Consider the following 16,859-nt stretch of genomic DNA (forward strand, 5'->3'; position numbering starts at 1 on the left):
GGCTTTTTGTTTTCTATAGCTTTGTGGCTCGGAGCATTTCCCTTTTACCCGGCGCTCCTGGCGCTTTCTCGATCGAGAAGCCCAATGCCTTCATACTTCTTTTCAGATTCCCCGTAATCGCATACGTCACAAATACGCCACCAGTCACCAGCAAATTAGCGACATGGCTCAATACTTCGTCGGTCCACATGTCCGGCTGATGAATGGCCGCAAACGCATCAAAATACACGACATGAAAACGCTTTGTTGGCTCGAATTCGAGGATCTTCTGATGTGCTATCGCTAAGGTAACTTGCGCATTCACTTTCTCCTCTCCTACCAAAGCCTTTTCATAATTTACCAAAAAGCTCTCCCACAACTCCGGCTCCATATATGCTTCATAACCTGTTTGACTGATCACTTCTTTGCTCAGGGGATACGCTTCTACACCGCAGTAATGCAAGTTCAGCTCAATCGAAGTAACATAATCAGCGGTCAACAAGAAATTGAGTCCCGTTCCAAAACCGACTTCCAGAATATTCACTTCGGTATCGGATGGATTTCCTGATAAGTAATGCTGCAAGCCTTGCCCCAAGAAAACATGTTTACTTTCTTGATGCGCACCGTGTTTGGAATGATAATGTTCTCCCACCTCAGGTTGAAACAAGGTACGAGAGCCATCGGCCGTCACCACAAAATGTGTATTATCCATGCGCCAAAAATACGATTATATCCGGCATTACCGTTGGATGTGCATCTTGTATGAAAAAGCAGTAACTTAGAAGCATGCGTCATATTTTAAAAAACTATCAATCGATCATATTGCTGCTTATCGGTATCTTACTTGGTAGTCTGATCGGCCTATTTGCGCCAGATCTGGTGACGTATCTGAAACCTATTGGAGAGATTTTTCTGAATCTACTCTTCGTCGCAGTCATTCCTTTACTCTTTTTTGCGATCACCGCATCCATTGGCACCATCCAAGATGGCGGTCATTTGGTGAAGATTGTCGGAACAATGACTGCTGTTTTTGTTGTTACGATCTGCATTGCAGCTATAGCCACTATCGCAGGTCTCTGGCTCGTGCCAGTCACCGCTGTGGCTGATGCTGACGCAACACAATCCTTGTTAGATAGTGGAGTGGCGAATGAATCGTGGGGCGACCGCATCGTTCGTTTTCTGAGCGTGAGCGAATTTAATCAACTGTTATCACGTCAAAATATATTGGCATTTGTACTTATTTCGGTATTGATTGGTATTGCCGTACGCAAAACTGGTAAAGGAGCTGATGCATTTCTGAGTTTCTTAACTTCTGGTAGCGAAGTGATGCAGCAACTATTGGCACTCATTATGAAGGCTGGCCCTGTTGGTTTGGGGGCGTATTTCGCCTACCAAGTAAAAACATATGGTCCGGAGCTTTTTGGATTTTATGCCAAGCCCATGGCTTTTTATTACCTATTTAGTCTGCTTTACTTTTTCGTGTTTTTTAGTTTGTACGCGTATGTAGCACGCGGATTTTCTGGAATTGGCACGTACTGGCGTAATAATATTACCCCAAGTCTGACAGCAATTAGTACCTGCAGTAGCTTAGCAACGATGCCTGCTAATATTGCCGCGGCAAAACGAATGGGCATACCTGATATAGTGGCTAATGTGGTTATTCCGCTGGGAAATACGCTTTATAAAAATGGCTCCGCTATTTCTTCCATCTTAAAGATTTATGTTGCCTTTGCTATTTTGGGTTGGAATTTCTTTGAATTAGAAACAATGGTACTGGCCGTGGGCATCACGCTGTTGGTCAGCATGGTTGCTGGCGGCATTCCCAATGGCGGTTTCATCGGCGAACTGTTGATGATTTCCATCTATAATATTCCGAATGAAGCAGTTCCAGCTGTACTGATCATTGGTGCATTGGTCGACCCATTGGCCACCATATTGAATGCTACGGGCGATACGGTAGCTGCCATGTTGGTGGCTCGCTTTGTCAAAGCCGAAGCCACTTCTCCAGAAATAGCGACAGTGCGCGATACGTGATAATTTAGTTACACCGCATCAATAATATGTGCATAATCACGTTTTACTAGTGGTCAATCACTTATCCGTTTCTTTAGAATATTTCTAAATAATTAGTGAAAATTGTAAAATTCATTCCTTCCATGCTTAATTCGTAATTTTGCAATTCGAAAAGAGCATAATATGAAAAAGAGTTCCATTTTATTGATGGTCATCATTGCCGTAGCGATTGCTATGATTTTGGTGATCTACACCGATTCTAGCACGTATTCTACGTTTACCGAAGCCAAAGAAAAGCAAACGGAGCTGTATGTGGTCGGTGTGTTGAATAAAGAGAAATCTTTGGATTACGACCCGGTGAAAGATCCTAATCATTTCTCCTTTCATATGTTTGACAATGATAGCACGGAATGTATGGTGGTGTTCAATGGCGCTAAACCGCAGGATATTGAACGTTCTGAGCAGATCGTATTGACGGGCAAGATGGATGGCAATGTCTTTCATGCTTCCAAAATCTTGATGAAATGCCCGTCGAAATACAATCAAGACCAGATGGAAGTCATAGAGACATCTTCTGCTTTCAATACCTCTACCGTAAAATAAACTCCTCTACATCCCAATCTCAGATATGGATATCAACTTTATAGGCGAAAACTTATTACCCGGCCAGATCGGTCAGTTTTTCGTTATTTTATCTTTTGGCGCCGCATTACTTTCTTGTATTGCGTATTTCTTCGCAAGCAAAGATCCGCTGGATACGGCCTGGAAAACGATTGCTAGAGGAGCATTCTGGATCAACACGATCTCCGTGATCACGATCGGTTCTATTCTATTCTACATAATCTACAATCATTTATTCGAATACCATTACGCCTACGCGCACTCTTCAAAAGCCTTACCTACACACTATATCATTTCTTCTTTCTGGGAAGGTCAGGAAGGTAGTTTTTGGCTGTGGATGTTCTGGCAATGTGTGTTAAGTACGATTCTGGTGGCAACCGCCAAATCTTGGGAAAGTCCGGTGATGACCTTCGTGATGCTATGCCAGACGTTCTTGGCATCGATGCTGATTGGTGTGGAAGTATTTGGCACACGTGTGGGTAGCTCGCCCTTTATTTTATTGCGCGATGCGATGAACTGGCCAATCTTGAGCGACCCGAATTATCTCTCGATGATTTCTGATGGCCGCGGACTCAATCCACTCTTACAAAATTATTGGATGGTGATCCATCCGCCGACCTTATTTTTAGGATTTGCTTCGATGATCGTTCCTTTTGCATTTGCTGGAGCAGGATTGTGGCAACGCCGTTACAAAGAATGGATTTCACCAGGATTACCGTGGGCACTTTTTGCGGTGATGATCTTAGGCGCTGGTATTATCATGGGTTCATTCTGGGCTTACGAAGCCTTAAACTTTGGTGGCTTTTGGGCTTGGGATCCCGTAGAAAATGTGTCGATTATTCCATGGTTTACGCTCATCGCAGCGGTGCATGTGATGGTGGCGTATAAGAATTCTGGTCACGCCTATTTTACAGCCACTTTTTTGGCTTTAATCAGCTTCGTATTGGTAATTTACGCTTCTTATTTAACGCGTAGCGGTATTTTGGGCGAAACCTCGGTACACTCATTCACCAGTTTGGGGATGTCTGGGCAGCTGATTATTTTCAATGCTATTTTCTTTTTTGTGATGGTCGGGCTATTAGTTTGGCGTCGCAAAGAACTTCCAAGCACACAAAAAGAAGAAGATATTTATTCCCGCGAATTCTGGCTTTTTATTGGTGCATTGATCTTAACGGTAGCTTGTATTCAGATTATCGCGACCACTTCTATCCCTGTGTTTAATGCTATATTTGGCACAAAAGTAGCGCCTCCGATTGATCCTATTCCACATTACAACAAATGGCAGGGTGCTTTTGCCGTGGTTGTGATGTTGGTCACCGGCTTCACGCAATTCTTAAAGTATAAACGCAGCGATGCGAAGAAATTTTGGACTTCACTTTTGATTGTCTTAGCCATAACCTTAATCTTATCAGCAGGTGTGGTGTATGTCACTAAAGTGTACACCAACATCATGTATATCTTGATCACCTTTGGTGCAGTCTTCTGTATCCTTGCCAACGGCAAAATATTGACGGATGCGTTTAAAGGCAAATGGCGTCTTGCTGGTTCGGCCGTATCGCACATTGGCTTTGGTTTATTGTTGATCGGTGCTTTAGTTGCTGCCGCAACGAGCGAGGTGATTTCTCAGAACAGCAGCGGTTATATCGCGGTAGCAGGTTTTGATCAAGTCGAAAAACCAGGTGAGAATCTATTTCTTACCGAAGGTGAGCCCGTACAAATGGGCGATTATCGCTTGACGTACATGGGCGATAGTGTAGCCATGCCCAATGTGTTTTACAAGATCAAATACGAGAACATCGACGAGGAAACAGGCAAGGTGAAAGAAGAATTTGTATTGACACCATTTGCGCAAAACAATCCGCAAATGGGTGGATTGATCGGTACCCCGTCTACGAAACACTATGTGACGCACGATATCTATACATTGATTACTGCAGCAGCATCGGATAGCCATACCAACGATACAAAAGCGAGTGATAGCGAGAAATCTGGATTTGAAGACTACGATGAACCAGCAACTTATGAGGTAAACTTAGGCGATACATTACGCTACCGCAACGGCTTCTTTATTGTAGAAAACATCAATCGTGATGCAAAAATCGAAAACATTCCGAAAGGAGAAGATGATATCGTTTTTGGTTTGAAGATTCGCGTTGTAGCGGCAGATGGCAAAGAGTTTCAGGCAGAACCCTTATTCCTGATTAAGGATGGCAATGTATTCGATTTTCATAAAGATGTAGAAGAGCAGGGCTTACGCTTCCGATTCTCGAATATTAAGCCGCAAGCCGATAAACTGGAATTGATGGTATACCAAAAACCATTACCAGAGAAAAAATGGGTGGTTTTCAAAGCGATCAAATTCCCATACATCAACTTTTTCTGGTGTGGTACGATCGTGATGACCATTGGTTTCTTGATGGCGATCTACAGACGTTGGAAAGACAATCGCCCACGCATTGCATCATAATGAATATTGTACTGATCGGAAGCGGAAATGTAGCGCATCATCTGGGTGCAGGATTGCAAGCCGCCGGTCATCGTATCGTACAAGTATACAGTCGTACGGCAGATCATGCGCAGCAATTAGCGAAATTATTGCGCAGCGAATCCCTTGATTCTCTCGCCGCAATTAGTCCAGATGCCGACTTGTATTTGCTCGCTGTTACAGATCAAGCGTTGCCAGAGCTGGTAGAGCATTTGCCGGCATCTTGGCAAGGGACTATTGTGCATTGTTCGGGAGCAACTCCCTTGGCTGTTCTGGAAAAATGGGAAAGACATGGTGTGATCTATCCGCCGCAAAGTCTTTCGAAAGACGTACCTACAGATCTTTCTCGTATTCCTTTTGCTATCGAAGGCAATACAGAGCAAGTCACTAACTTCTTGCTTCGCGAAATGCTCGCCTGGGCACCGCTATCATTCGAGGCAAATACCGAACAGCGCTTGGCTTTGCATCTGGCGGCAGTGTTTGCGAACAACTTTTCCAATGCGATGTACCAAATTGCTTTTGACCTTCTTGCAGCGCAAAACCTTTCGGCAGACCTCATTCGGCCGATCATATTAGAGACGGCGAATAAGGTACAAAAACGACTTCCGCAAGAAGTACAAACTGGTCCGGCGCGCAGAAATGATCAGCAAACGATGCAAAAGCATTTGGACTATCTCAAACAAGAGCCTGATTGGCAAACGATTTACCAATTAATATCGCAGTTCATTAAAAAAAGTGAGATTTAAAATCTCTTTATTACCAAATAAATAAATCTTTTTACGGAGCATATATTCCTTCTATATACTCTCCGATCTTCCTAATTTTGCAATACGATTTGTGTGTCATCTAAATAGGTTAGCATGCATGGTTCCGTAATCGAATGGCCTAATTTTGGCAGTGATTACTTGAGTAGTATTGAGAAGAGATATTAATTTAATTATATACGTATCATGCGTGTTAGAAATCTGATCCTTGGAACGATTATAATCATCAATCTGATTATCATTTCGTTTGGTTTTATTTTCACCCAAAGTTGGTTTTGGCTGTTAATCATACCAGTTCCTTTATTGATTATCGCCTTATATCACAGTTTTCAAAGTAGCCATGCTATCTTGAGAAACTATCCTTTGGTGGGTTACTTTCGGTATATTTTTGAATCGATTCGTCCGGAATTGCGTCAATATTTCTGGGAATCAGATACGGATGGTCGTCCATTCAATAGACGGCAGCGTTCTATCGTATACCAGAGAGCGAAAAACCAACGCGAAACGGTAGCATTCGGAATGCAGACCGATCCACAAGCCATTGGCAATGAATGGGCTGCGCATTCGGTATTTCCAGTACATATCGAAAACCACGATTTACGCACGATGGTCGGCAACTTTCAATGTAAGCAGCCGTATAGTCTGAGTGTGTACAACATTTCGGCGATGAGTTACGGTGCGTTGAGCCGAACTGCCATCACAGCCCTCAATAAAGGCGCTGCTTTGCAAAATTTTGCGCACAATACCGGTGAAGGTGGCATTAGCCAATACCATATTAATGGTGGCGATTTGATTTGGCAGATTGGCACCGGATATTTCGGCTGTCGGGACGATTTGGGCAAGTTTAGCGCAGAACTATTCCGGGAGAAAGCGAATAAGCCGTACGTGAAAATGATTGAGATCAAGCTTTCACAAGGTGCAAAACCAGGCCACGGCGGTATTTTGCCTGCGGCAAAAAATACGCCAGAGGTCGCTGCCATCCGACATGTGGTACCCGGAACTGATGTCATGTCGCCGCCGGCGCACAATGCATTTTCTACGGCCGAAGGTTTGATCGAGTTTGTACAACATTTGCGTGATTTATCCGATGGAAAACCGGTGGGCTTTAAGCTTTGTGTGGGTGACAAGCAGGAATTCATTGACATCTGTCATGCCATGCAGCAAACGCAGATTTTCCCAGATTTCATCTCCATCGATGGATCAGAAGGTGGTACTGGTGCAGCACCATTGGAGTTTACCGACAACTTGGGAATGCCTTTATACGATGCCTTGGCATTTATTACCACTACGTTGATTCGTTTCGGCTTGAAGAAACACATCAAGCTGATTGTATCGAGTCGCATTGTAACTGGATTTGATATTTTAAAAGCGGTAGCTTTGGGAGCTGATGCATGCTACAGCGCACGCGGAATGATGTTTGCGTTAGGCTGTATACAAGCTTTAAAATGTAATGAAGACGTTTGTCCTGTAGGTGTGGCTACACAACGTCCACACTTGTACAAAGGCCTTGATGTGGAGGATAAATATGTACGTGTGGGACAATTTCACCGCAACACCTTACGCGCAACAGTCGAAATTATGGAAGCCTGCGGTTTCAAAACATTGGAAGATGTAAGTGCTGATAAGTTTTTCCGTAAAGTAGATAATCAAACCACACTGAGCTTCCACGAGATTTACTTCCGTAATACGGGTAAGTTCGTTAATAACCGAAGCGGATTTGAACCGGAAATTTTCGAGTAAAAAATAAATACAACAAACACAAACAAAGCGGAACCCTTGGCTCAGATGAGTCAGGGGTTTACTTTTTTATGGGCAAAACTGTTTCAAAAAAAATCAGTACATTTAAGGGACGATTCAAACGTGCAAACTGTTAAAGGATAGCTCGAATGACATTTGTTTCTCTGGTTGCGATTGTATTGCTCACGGGGTAAGTTTTTAAAAAAGATCAAATAGATGGAAAGTATTATACCTGTTCTTCTTGTTGTGGGTGGATTGATTTACAAAATCTATCAGAATTATCAGGAGGAGATGGAAAAGGCTCGGAAGCGTCAGCAAAATTTGCCGAAGAAGACCACTCCGAAGACCGTCGTGGCAACTCCGCGTACTAGTACAGCGAAACGTCGGGAAACAACTGCTCCTGCGCATCCTACGCCACAACCAGTTTATGATAGACAGCTTGGCAGACCAAAGCCGACCAAAATTGTTCGAAAACCAGTGGAGATGCCGGAGAAAATGGTACTGGAACAAGAAGTACCTGTCGAAGTAACTCGCCTGCGCGCGCAAAAGGCAAAGCAGAAATTAGCCCACAAAATGGAATTGGTAAACGTAGCAGACGCTTTGCCAGAACAGCAGCAAGCTCATTTTGACCTGAGACAAGCAGTAATTCACGCAGCCATATTAGAGCGGCCGTACGCAGACTAATCTTTTCAAAAGTTAGAGGATCGTAAATTTATCTTGATCTTTTAAGAAAGGTAAGTTCTGCCGTGTTTCTATGAGATCTTTGGGATTTAGTGTAAATGTATATAAATCCTCATCCTCTGGTTTATAATACACCACATCACCAGCTGGTGATATGCACATCGATCCGCCAGAATAATACGTTTCATTGCCATCGTGACCTACTCGGTTCACACCAATCACATACGATTGATTTTCAATAGCTCTTGCTGGTATGAGTGCGCGCCAATGTGCCGAGCGTTTGTCCGGCCAGTTGGCGGTGTAAACCAACAAGTCGTACGCATCATTCTCATTGCGTGACCAAACGGGGAAACGAAGATCATAACATACCATCGGACAGATGCGCCAGCCTTTAATATTCAATATGACCCGAGATGAGCCAGCAGTAAAGTGCTCATCCTCTTTTCCCATGCCGAAAAGATGGCGCTTATCGTAGTGCACAAAAGTACCATCGGGCGACATCCACACAAAGCGGTTATAATAACGGCCTTCTTCTTCGATAATTAAAGAGCCAGCAACCACGCAGTCAAACTTTTTAGAAAGATCAAACATCCAATGCATCGTTGGACCAGACATGGTCTCAGCACAAGCAGCTACATTCATGGTAAAACCAGTATTGAACATTTCTGGCAGAATAATCAGATCTGTCTTTTCGCGCAATCCAGATAAGCGAAGCGAGAGGTTTTGAAGATTCTTCTCGGCATTCTCCCAGAATAGGTACGCTTGAAATATTGTAACTTTTATTTGCTCCATAAATACGTGTTCGATCGACACCTTTCGGTACCCTTTAATACAAATTAGGGAATAATTCGCAGTAATCCTAATGGATTAATGTGTGCGAACCATCAGATTCTGTGCCAAATCTAATAAAGCTGCTTTTTGCTGATCAGCAACAGGGATCTTGCTTAGGGCTTCATAAGCACGATCGGAATAGTCTTCCTTTAACTTTTCGGCAATAGCACGCACCTCATATTTGGCATACAATTCCTTCGTGGTCTGTATCTTAGCCTCCGCATCCGGCTCGCTCACCAGATTATCCAAGATCACCGCATCTTGCGCACCAACGCGTTGCTGCAAATGAATACGTAATATCGTTTTCTTGTCACACAAAATATCGCCACCGACTTGTTTTCCAAAATTTTCTGGATTACCATACACATCCAAGATATCATCTTGCAATTGAAATGCAATACCGAGATTGACGCCAAACTGATAGAGCAATTCTTGCTCTTCGGCATTCGCATCCGCTAGAATGGCACCCATTTGCAAGGCTCCGCCTAATAGCACGGAAGTCTTTGCTCGAATCATTGCAATATAGTCATCTTCTGCTACCAGATCTTGCGTTTCAAAATCCATGTCTTTTTGCTGTCCTTCGCATACTTCCAATGCCATGCGATTAAATACTTTCAGCAAAGCTGGAATCTTGGTCGGTGTACATCGTGCAATCTCTTCGTATGCTTTCACAAGCAAAGCATCGCCAGAAAGAATGGCCACATTTTCACTCCATTTCTTATGTACCGTCATCGCGCCCCGACGTAATGGTGCCTCATCCATGATGTCATCGTGAATGAGGGAGAAATTATGGAAATATTCTACCGCCAAAGCTGCCGGAATCGTGGATTCCATATCTTCAAAAGCGAATAAATCGGCACCCAACATTACCAGTAAAGGTCGAACGCGCTTGCCCGATAAACCCAAAATATAGCGTATAGGATCGTATAGTTTTGGTGGATCTGTCGGGAATTGTGCTTGCTCAATGGCTTCGGTGATGTGTGTACTATATGTAGATTGTGTCAGCATGCGAAAGAAAATATGACGAATATACAAAAATAACTACTTTTGATGATCTCATACATGCGCGTACTCTTTGTTCATAACTATTATCAGGATCTTGGTGGAGAAGATGTGGTCTTCCATCAGGAGATGAAGGCCCTGTCTGAAGTGTCAGGTTATGAAGTATTTTCACTCACCTATCAGAATGAAAAAGGTTGGAAAGGCTTGTGGCAATTTGGGTGGTCGGCATGGAATATATTTGCGGCGAAAAAATTACGCGACGCGATCCGTCGTATTAGACCAGATGTGATTCATTTCCACAATACGCAATATGCGGCTGGGCCCATCTTAATTCGGACGGCAAAGAAAGCGGGTATTCCGGTGGTCATGTCTTTACATAACTTCCGTTTGCTCTGCCCTTCTGCCACATTATTCTACCGTGGAAAGCTATTTACCGATAGTGTGTATGCTACTTTTCCTTGGAAGGCGATTCGAAACCGTGTGCTGGATCATTCATTCCTAAAAACGGTGTTAACGGCCGTCAGTTATTGGATGCACCGCAAAATAGGCACTTGGAAGATGGTGGATCGTTTTCTAGTGTTGGCAGATTTTTCGAAGGATTTATTCGTAAAAAGTTCACTAGACGTACCTGCTGAACATATCGTCGTGAAACCGAACTTTGTAAATATACCAGCTCCCGATATACTGCCTGAGCGGCAGAAAAACTATCTGTATGTCGGTAGAGTATCTGAGGAGAAAGGCATTTTGGAATTATTAAATGCTTTAAAAAACACGGATTATCCGCTGCGCATCGTTGGATCCGGACCTTTAGAAGAGCAAGTGAAAGAGATCGTAAATAATACGCCGAACTTCTCCTACGTTGGCGCGCTACCAAAAGAGGCGGTATATACAGAACTGTTGCAGTGCAAAGCACTCATCGTGCCTTCGGTCTGTTATGAAGGCGGTACACCATTGACAATTATTGAAGGCATGATGTTGCACACACCAATTATCGCCAGTGATATTGGTGCTATTGCCGATGCCGTGAAAGAGGGGGAAACAGGTTATCTATTTCAACCGACGGATGCGGCATCGATCGTGCATGCTATAGATCGATTTGAAAGTGACAGTACAGCAGCGCATCAAATTATCACTGCCCGCGCGGCTGAGAAAGCGCAGCGCATGCATAGCCAAAAGCGCATTATGGCTTTATTACAACAGGAGTATGATCAAGTTTGCGCCCGAAATACCTAAATTTGTAGGATGCCATTCGCAAGAGTGGCCATACGTCTGATAAAAAATAATACATATGAATCAAATAATTGTGATGGATGCTATTGGCCTTGCGCCACAGATCCGTGAAGTATTAGAGACCGTGTATGACCCGGAATTAAAGCCTGCAAACATTGTGGACTTGGGTTTGGTATACGAGATCATCACGAAAGCAGATGGTTCGGCAAAAATTGTGATGACGCTTACGGCTCCTGGCTGCCCAGTGGCTGGAGACATTATGGATGAGGTGCAACGCAAAGTAGCGGATATTGACGGAGTCAACCAAGCAGTCGTTGAACTAACCTTCGATCCACCTTGGAACAGAGACATGATGTCGGAAGAAGCGAAATTGGAGCTCGGTTTTTTGTAGGTTGAGCGATAGGTTAATAGAGTTAATAAGGTAGATAGAGTTGATAGCTAAGATTGCCGCACCTTCGTGCCTCAGGTTCGCAATGACGCGGTTCTCAAAGAGAGTAACCTTCAGTCATATCGTCTTCGCGAGAAGGCACGACGACGCGATCTAAATTTTTAATTAAAGAAAAAAATAGCGCTGAGATTGCCGCACCTTCGTGCCTCAGGTTCGCAATGACGCAAATTTATTGATTGCGGCAACCTCCTACGTTGGCGTCGTAAAGACAGTAAGACTTACCGTAGTCAAAATAATATTACTCCACCTCGGCAAAATAAGCACGAAATGCAGCGATCTGCTTCTTATTTAGCAGCTCTGCGAGCTGTTCATCACTGGCTTCCCGTGTTTTCTTAATTGACTTAAAGGTTTTGAGTAGCTTTTCGACCGTCGTCTTACCGATTCCGGGAATCTGTTCCAATTCCGAAACAAAGGTTTTACGGCTACGTTGATTGCGGTGAAAAGTAATCCCAAATCGGTGGGCTTCATCGCGAAGATGCTGAATAACACGCAATGTTTCTGACTTCTTATCCAGATACAACGGAAATTGATCACCCGGATAATATAATTCTTCAAGCCGCTTGGCAATACCAATTATGGTGACTTTTTTCTCGATGCCAAGCAGGCGCAAGCTTTTCAAAGCGGCACCTAATTGCCCTTTACCACCATCGATAATAATTAGTTGCGGTAACGGCTGATCCTCATCTAACAAGCGGCGATAGCGACGAAAAACCGCTTCTTCCATCGTGGCAAAATCATCTGGCCCGACAACGGTCTTCACATTAAAATGTCGGTAATCTTTCTTAGAAGGTTTTGCATCCTTAAACACCACAATCGCAGATACAGGGTAATTCCCTTGTATATTGGAGTTATCAAAACATTCAATATGCTGTGGTAGCACATTCATGCGCAAATCCTTCTGCATCTGAGACAAGATGCGCTCCGTCTTCAACTCAGGATTTAGCTTCTCATACTGGTTGAGGCGCTCTTTTTTAAAGTACGCCACATTTTTGAGTGACAAGTCCAATAGCTTCCGCTTATCACCCATTTTAGGTACGTGAAAATGGAAATTTTCGTCTTCTTGGATATCCAACTCAAAAGGCACAATGATCTCTCTTGACAAACTTTTAAAGCGCGATCTGATCTCTGGAATGGCCAGTGCCAATAACTCTTCATCACTCTCATCCAAGCGCTTCTTCATTTCTAAAGTCTGCGTCTGGATGATTACGCCGTTGACGATTTTTAGAAAGTTGACGAAGGCATAACTATCTTCGGAAGCGATGCTAAATACATCCACATTAGTGATGGACGAACTAACGACGGTGGATTTGCTTTGGTAGTTGCCGAGCTTATCCAACTTTAGCTTCAGGGTATGCGCCTGTTCAAAATCCATCTGCTCTACCGCAGATTGCATCTGTTCTTTCAGGCGATTATTTACCACGCTGATTTTTCCGTTGAGAATATCTTTGATATTCGCTAGATTCTGATTGTAAGATTCTTCCTCCTGGAGACCTTCACATGGCCCCTTGCAATTGCCGATTTGATATTCCAAGCATACTTTGAACTTACCTTTTTGAATATTCTCTTCGGATAGATTGAGATTGCAGGTACGCAATGGAAATAGCTCGCGAATCATATCCAACACGATGTGCATCATGCCCACAGAGGCGTACGGCCCGTAATAGCGTGAACCATCTTTGACATAACGTCGCGTCCAATAAATACGTGGAAAACGCTCGTTTTTGATGACGATCCAAGGATAGGTTTTGTCATCTTTGAGCATCACATTGTAGCGAGGCTGATGTTTTTTAATCAAGCTATTTTCTAGCAGCCAAGCATCGATCTCGGTATCTACAATAGTGAATGCGATACGATTGATCTTGCGCACCAGCACACGCGTTTTGCCATTGAGCTGATGCGGACTATTAAAGTAGGAACCTACCCGGTTGCGCAGATCTTTGGCCTTGCCAACATAGATCAGCTGCTCGTCTTTATCAAAATATTGATAAACACCCGGTTTGTGCGGTATGCGCGTTAATTCCTGCTTGTAATCAAACACTTTTTTATCTTAAAATCCTAGACGATCGTCTTGCAGTGGCGTCTCTTCTGGTACACCAAAAAACTCGGTATGTCTGGAGCAATCAATCTCAAAACGATGAATACCGCCTGGAGGCAATGGAAAATCTTCCTGCGAATAGTTTAATGCTTTATCAGCATATACTTTCCGCATGAATTTACCAAAAACCGGCATCGCAGAGCGTGCTCCTTGACCTAATGCTGTGCTGCTAAAGCTAATTCCGCGATCTTCAGCACCGGTCCACACGCCGGTCACTAATTCTGGTGTAATGCCCATAAACCAAGCATCCGCATTGTTATTAGTCGTACCCGTTTTTCCTCCGATTGGATTTTTGAGTCCACCAAAATCTGGATCCCAACGCAACCGACTTCCTGTACCACCGTCTACCACACCTTTTAAGATATCGACCATCGCATACGCGGTTTCGCTGTTGATGGCTTTTACTACTTTTGGTGCTTTCTCATAGATTGGTGTACCGTTCTTATCTTCTACACGCAGGATCATAGTCGGCTCTACCCAAGTTCCATGATTCACAAAGGCAGCATAAGCGCCCACCATATCAAAGATCGAGGCGTCGTACGAGCCTAAAGCGATGGACAGGTTGTTTGGAATATCAGATGTGATTCCCATTTTATGCGTGAAAGAAGCTACGTTATCGGCACCGATTTCGTTGATCAAATATGCCGAAGCCTGATTCTGTGAAAACTTAACCGCATTTTTCAACGTAATCGGATCTCCGCCGCGAATATCTCCGCGCGGGCTCCATCCACCAATATTTTGTTGGTGATTGGGAATGGTATTACAAGGTGTATAGCCATTGTCTATCGCACAAGCGTAGACAAAAGGCTTGGCAGTCGATCCAACTTGTCTTGTACCCAATTTAACTTGATCGTATTTAAAATGTTCGAAGTTGATACCACCTACCCAAGCTTTAATATGGCCAGTTTGTGGCTCCATTGACATCATCGCATTACGCAAAATCAACTTGGTGTATCGAATAGAATCCAAAGGTGTCATCACCGTATCGATATTTCCTTCCCAACTGAAGATGGTCATCGGCACTGGCTTTTCAAATTCTTTGGCAATATTGCTTTCCGACATGCCTTCATCTTTCAACATCCGGTAGCGATCCGAACGCTTCATTCCTCTTGCCAGAATTTTGGCATTTTCTCCAGAGAAAGCATCGCGGCGACGCCATTCTTTGCTAAATTCACTTTGCAACTTACTCATCCACTCCTTCTGTGCATCTTCTGCATGCTGTTGCATTTGATAGTTGATCGGTGTATACACGCGTAAGCCATCGCGGTCTAGATCATATGGTGTACCATCTGGTTTAGTAATAGCAAGTCGTTTGAATTCCTGACGGATCTGCTCTTTGAGCACTGCACGGAAATAAGGACCTATTCCTTCTGAATAGCTCGAAATGCGTAATTGCAAATCAAGTCCTTCCTGTTTGAAAGCGTCATAATCGTTTTGAGAAAGATAGCCTTGCTCCACCATATTATGCATAACCAGATTTCTTCTGTTGAGTGCATTTTCTGGATAGCGCACGGGCGAATAGATTCCTGGGCCTTTGAGCATACCGACCAATAGCGCTGCTTGAGGTGCTGTCAATTGATCTGGGGTAGTATTGAAATAAGTACGTGCCGCCGACTTGATACCAAATGTATTGTACGCTCCAAAATCTACCGTATTGAAATACATCATGATGATTTCGTCTTTGGTATAATTCCGTTCTAATCGTACTGCGGTAATCCATTCCTGAAACTTCTGCATAACGCGTTTTAGGAAACTTTTCTCGCGTCTTTCGGAGAAAAGATTCAGCGCTAGCTGTTGGGTAATTGTACTTCCACCTTGCTTGTTGCCAGCGAGTGTATGAAAGATTACGCTGATCGTACGTGAATAGTCGATTCCGGAATGTTTATAGAAACGTTTATCTTCCGTCGAAACTAGGGCGTGCACTAAAGCTGGAGACAACTCACTATACCGCACATTGGATCTATTATGCACATAATAGGTTCCTAACACACGATTATCATCGGTAATGATTTCGGAAGCTAAGTTGCTGTTGGGATTTTCTAAATCTTCGAATGATGGTAGCTGTCCAAATACGCCAATACGTACACTAACCATAAACAGTATCGCAAAAAGAACAAAACCGACGATAACTTTCCAAAACAGGCCTGTATACCGTTTTACGTCATCCGGTGTAAGTTTGCTATTTTTCGACTCTCTCTTCATAAAACAATTTTATAAATTATAGGTGGTTCTTAGACAGCCCGAAGGAGTATCACGACAACCCATGTTTTTCAGCTACAAAAATATCATAATTTTTGGGAGGAATGGAGATATTTTATATAGTTCACTAATACAAACCCGTTTCCGTACAGGTGCTTGGCACAAATAGCTATAATTAATAAAGTGGAATGGTGTAATGCTAAAATAAAATTTAGCGGATGGAAATCCTTTTGATGATCGTTTCGCTACCTGATGTGACGCGTACGAAATAAAAACCAGCGGGCAATTTGCTATTGGTATCAAAGTTCAAACTTTGTACGCCACCATCTAATTCTCCGTTCATCAAGCTCATCACCTCATTGCCTAAGGCATCCATCACTCGGATAGATACATGACTGAGTTTAGAAAGTTTGAAAGAAACGGCTACTTGCTCCGCAACAGGGTTGTAGAAAACTTTGACATTAGTAATAGCTTTATCATTCAACTCCACAGTGGACATCACATCACGACGTGTACGCGATGCAATAGAAGCTAACTGATTGCTGGACAAAGAAACACTTGATGCCGTATCCAATTTAAACAAACTATGCGCCTCTGTTGCATAAGACGTATTGGCACCTACTATCAGTGCTACTACACTGATATAAAGCCAATTCCGGAAATGCTGAAGATGCTTTTTCATTTAATTTATTATTCTGTTTTTAATTGGCGTTGTAGCCAACAACGAATTTTTTAATTGGATGTTTCCTTGTATACAAATATAACCTTTAAACT

The 16,859-nt window shown here is 43.3% G+C and carries 14 protein-coding genes; 8 read left to right on the forward strand and 6 right to left on the reverse strand.

Annotation, left to right across the window (positions count from 1 at the left end; all coding sequences use genetic code 11):
- Positions 1-13: 13 nt before the first annotated feature.
- Complete coding sequence (gene mnmD, locus DC487_RS12230) at positions 14-691, reverse strand: tRNA (5-methylaminomethyl-2-thiouridine)(34)-methyltransferase MnmD (RefSeq protein WP_116776255.1); 678 nt, start codon at positions 689-691, stop codon at positions 14-16.
- A gap of 74 nt (positions 692-765) precedes the next feature.
- Between mnmD and DC487_RS12235 the strand changes: the two genes are divergently transcribed.
- From DC487_RS12235 to DC487_RS12260, 6 genes are all read left to right on the forward strand, one after another.
- Positions 766-2,013 (forward strand): dicarboxylate/amino acid:cation symporter, encoded by a 1,248-nt coding sequence (locus DC487_RS12235; RefSeq protein WP_116776256.1) that lies wholly within the window; start codon positions 766-768, stop codon positions 2,011-2,013.
- 162 nt (positions 2,014-2,175) lie between these two features.
- Entirely contained in the window at positions 2,176-2,595 is a 420-nt protein-coding gene (locus DC487_RS12240) for a cytochrome c maturation protein CcmE domain-containing protein (protein WP_116776257.1), read from the forward strand.
- 25 nt (positions 2,596-2,620) lie between these two features.
- Positions 2,621-5,080: a heme lyase CcmF/NrfE family subunit gene (locus tag DC487_RS12245; protein ID WP_116776258.1), complete on the forward strand. Its 2,460-nt coding sequence runs from the start codon at positions 2,621-2,623 to the stop codon at positions 5,078-5,080.
- On the forward strand, positions 5,080-5,844 hold the full coding sequence (locus DC487_RS12250; RefSeq protein ID WP_116776259.1) for a Rossmann-like and DUF2520 domain-containing protein: 765 nt from the start codon (positions 5,080-5,082) through the stop codon (positions 5,842-5,844). Before DC487_RS12245 ends, DC487_RS12250 begins: the two co-directional genes overlap by 1 nt.
- Before the next feature lie 204 nt (positions 5,845-6,048).
- Entirely contained in the window at positions 6,049-7,602 is a 1,554-nt protein-coding gene (locus DC487_RS12255) for an FMN-binding glutamate synthase family protein (protein ID WP_116776260.1), read from the forward strand.
- A 213-nt stretch (positions 7,603-7,815) separates the two neighbouring features.
- The gene (locus tag DC487_RS12260; protein ID WP_116776261.1) at positions 7,816-8,283 is read left to right on the forward strand and encodes a hypothetical protein; all 468 of its coding nucleotides are present in this window, start codon (positions 7,816-7,818) and stop codon (positions 8,281-8,283) included.
- Positions 8,284-8,295: 12 nt separating this feature from the next.
- Here the strand turns inward: DC487_RS12260 and DC487_RS12265 are convergent, their stop codons facing one another.
- Both DC487_RS12265 and DC487_RS12270 read right to left on the reverse strand, forming a co-directional pair.
- Positions 8,296-9,072, reverse strand: a complete 777-nt coding sequence (locus DC487_RS12265; protein ID WP_116776373.1) for an amidohydrolase — start codon at positions 9,070-9,072, stop codon at positions 8,296-8,298.
- A gap of 75 nt (positions 9,073-9,147) precedes the next feature.
- On the reverse strand, positions 9,148-10,119 hold the full coding sequence (locus DC487_RS12270; RefSeq protein ID WP_116776262.1) for a polyprenyl synthetase family protein: 972 nt from the start codon (positions 10,117-10,119) through the stop codon (positions 9,148-9,150).
- Between the two features lie 42 nt (positions 10,120-10,161).
- On the opposite strand from DC487_RS12270, the gene DC487_RS12275 reads away from it, so the two are divergent.
- Both DC487_RS12275 and DC487_RS12280 read left to right on the forward strand, forming a co-directional pair.
- The gene (locus DC487_RS12275) at positions 10,162-11,346 is read left to right on the forward strand and encodes a glycosyltransferase family 4 protein (protein WP_116776263.1); all 1,185 of its coding nucleotides are present in this window, start codon (positions 10,162-10,164) and stop codon (positions 11,344-11,346) included.
- 55 nt (positions 11,347-11,401) lie between these two features.
- Entirely contained in the window at positions 11,402-11,734 is a 333-nt protein-coding gene (locus DC487_RS12280) for a metal-sulfur cluster assembly factor (RefSeq protein WP_116776264.1), read from the forward strand.
- A gap of 295 nt (positions 11,735-12,029) precedes the next feature.
- On the opposite strand, the gene uvrC is transcribed toward DC487_RS12280, so the two are convergent.
- The 3 genes from uvrC to DC487_RS12295 form a co-directional block, all read right to left on the reverse strand.
- Positions 12,030-13,829, reverse strand: a complete 1,800-nt coding sequence (gene uvrC / locus DC487_RS12285; RefSeq protein ID WP_116776265.1) for an excinuclease ABC subunit UvrC — start codon at positions 13,827-13,829, stop codon at positions 12,030-12,032.
- Between the two features lie 9 nt (positions 13,830-13,838).
- Complete coding sequence (locus tag DC487_RS12290; RefSeq protein WP_116776266.1) at positions 13,839-16,088, reverse strand: penicillin-binding protein 1A; 2,250 nt, start codon at positions 16,086-16,088, stop codon at positions 13,839-13,841.
- A 208-nt stretch (positions 16,089-16,296) separates the two neighbouring features.
- The gene (locus DC487_RS12295) at positions 16,297-16,767 is read right to left on the reverse strand and encodes a T9SS type A sorting domain-containing protein (RefSeq protein WP_116776267.1); all 471 of its coding nucleotides are present in this window, start codon (positions 16,765-16,767) and stop codon (positions 16,297-16,299) included.
- Between the last annotated feature and the right edge of the window lie 92 nt (positions 16,768-16,859).

Origin of the sequence: Sphingobacterium corticibacter, assembly GCF_003076635.1 — a bacterium.
GTDB classification, from domain to species: domain Bacteria; phylum Bacteroidota; class Bacteroidia; order Sphingobacteriales; family Sphingobacteriaceae; genus Sphingobacterium; species Sphingobacterium corticibacter.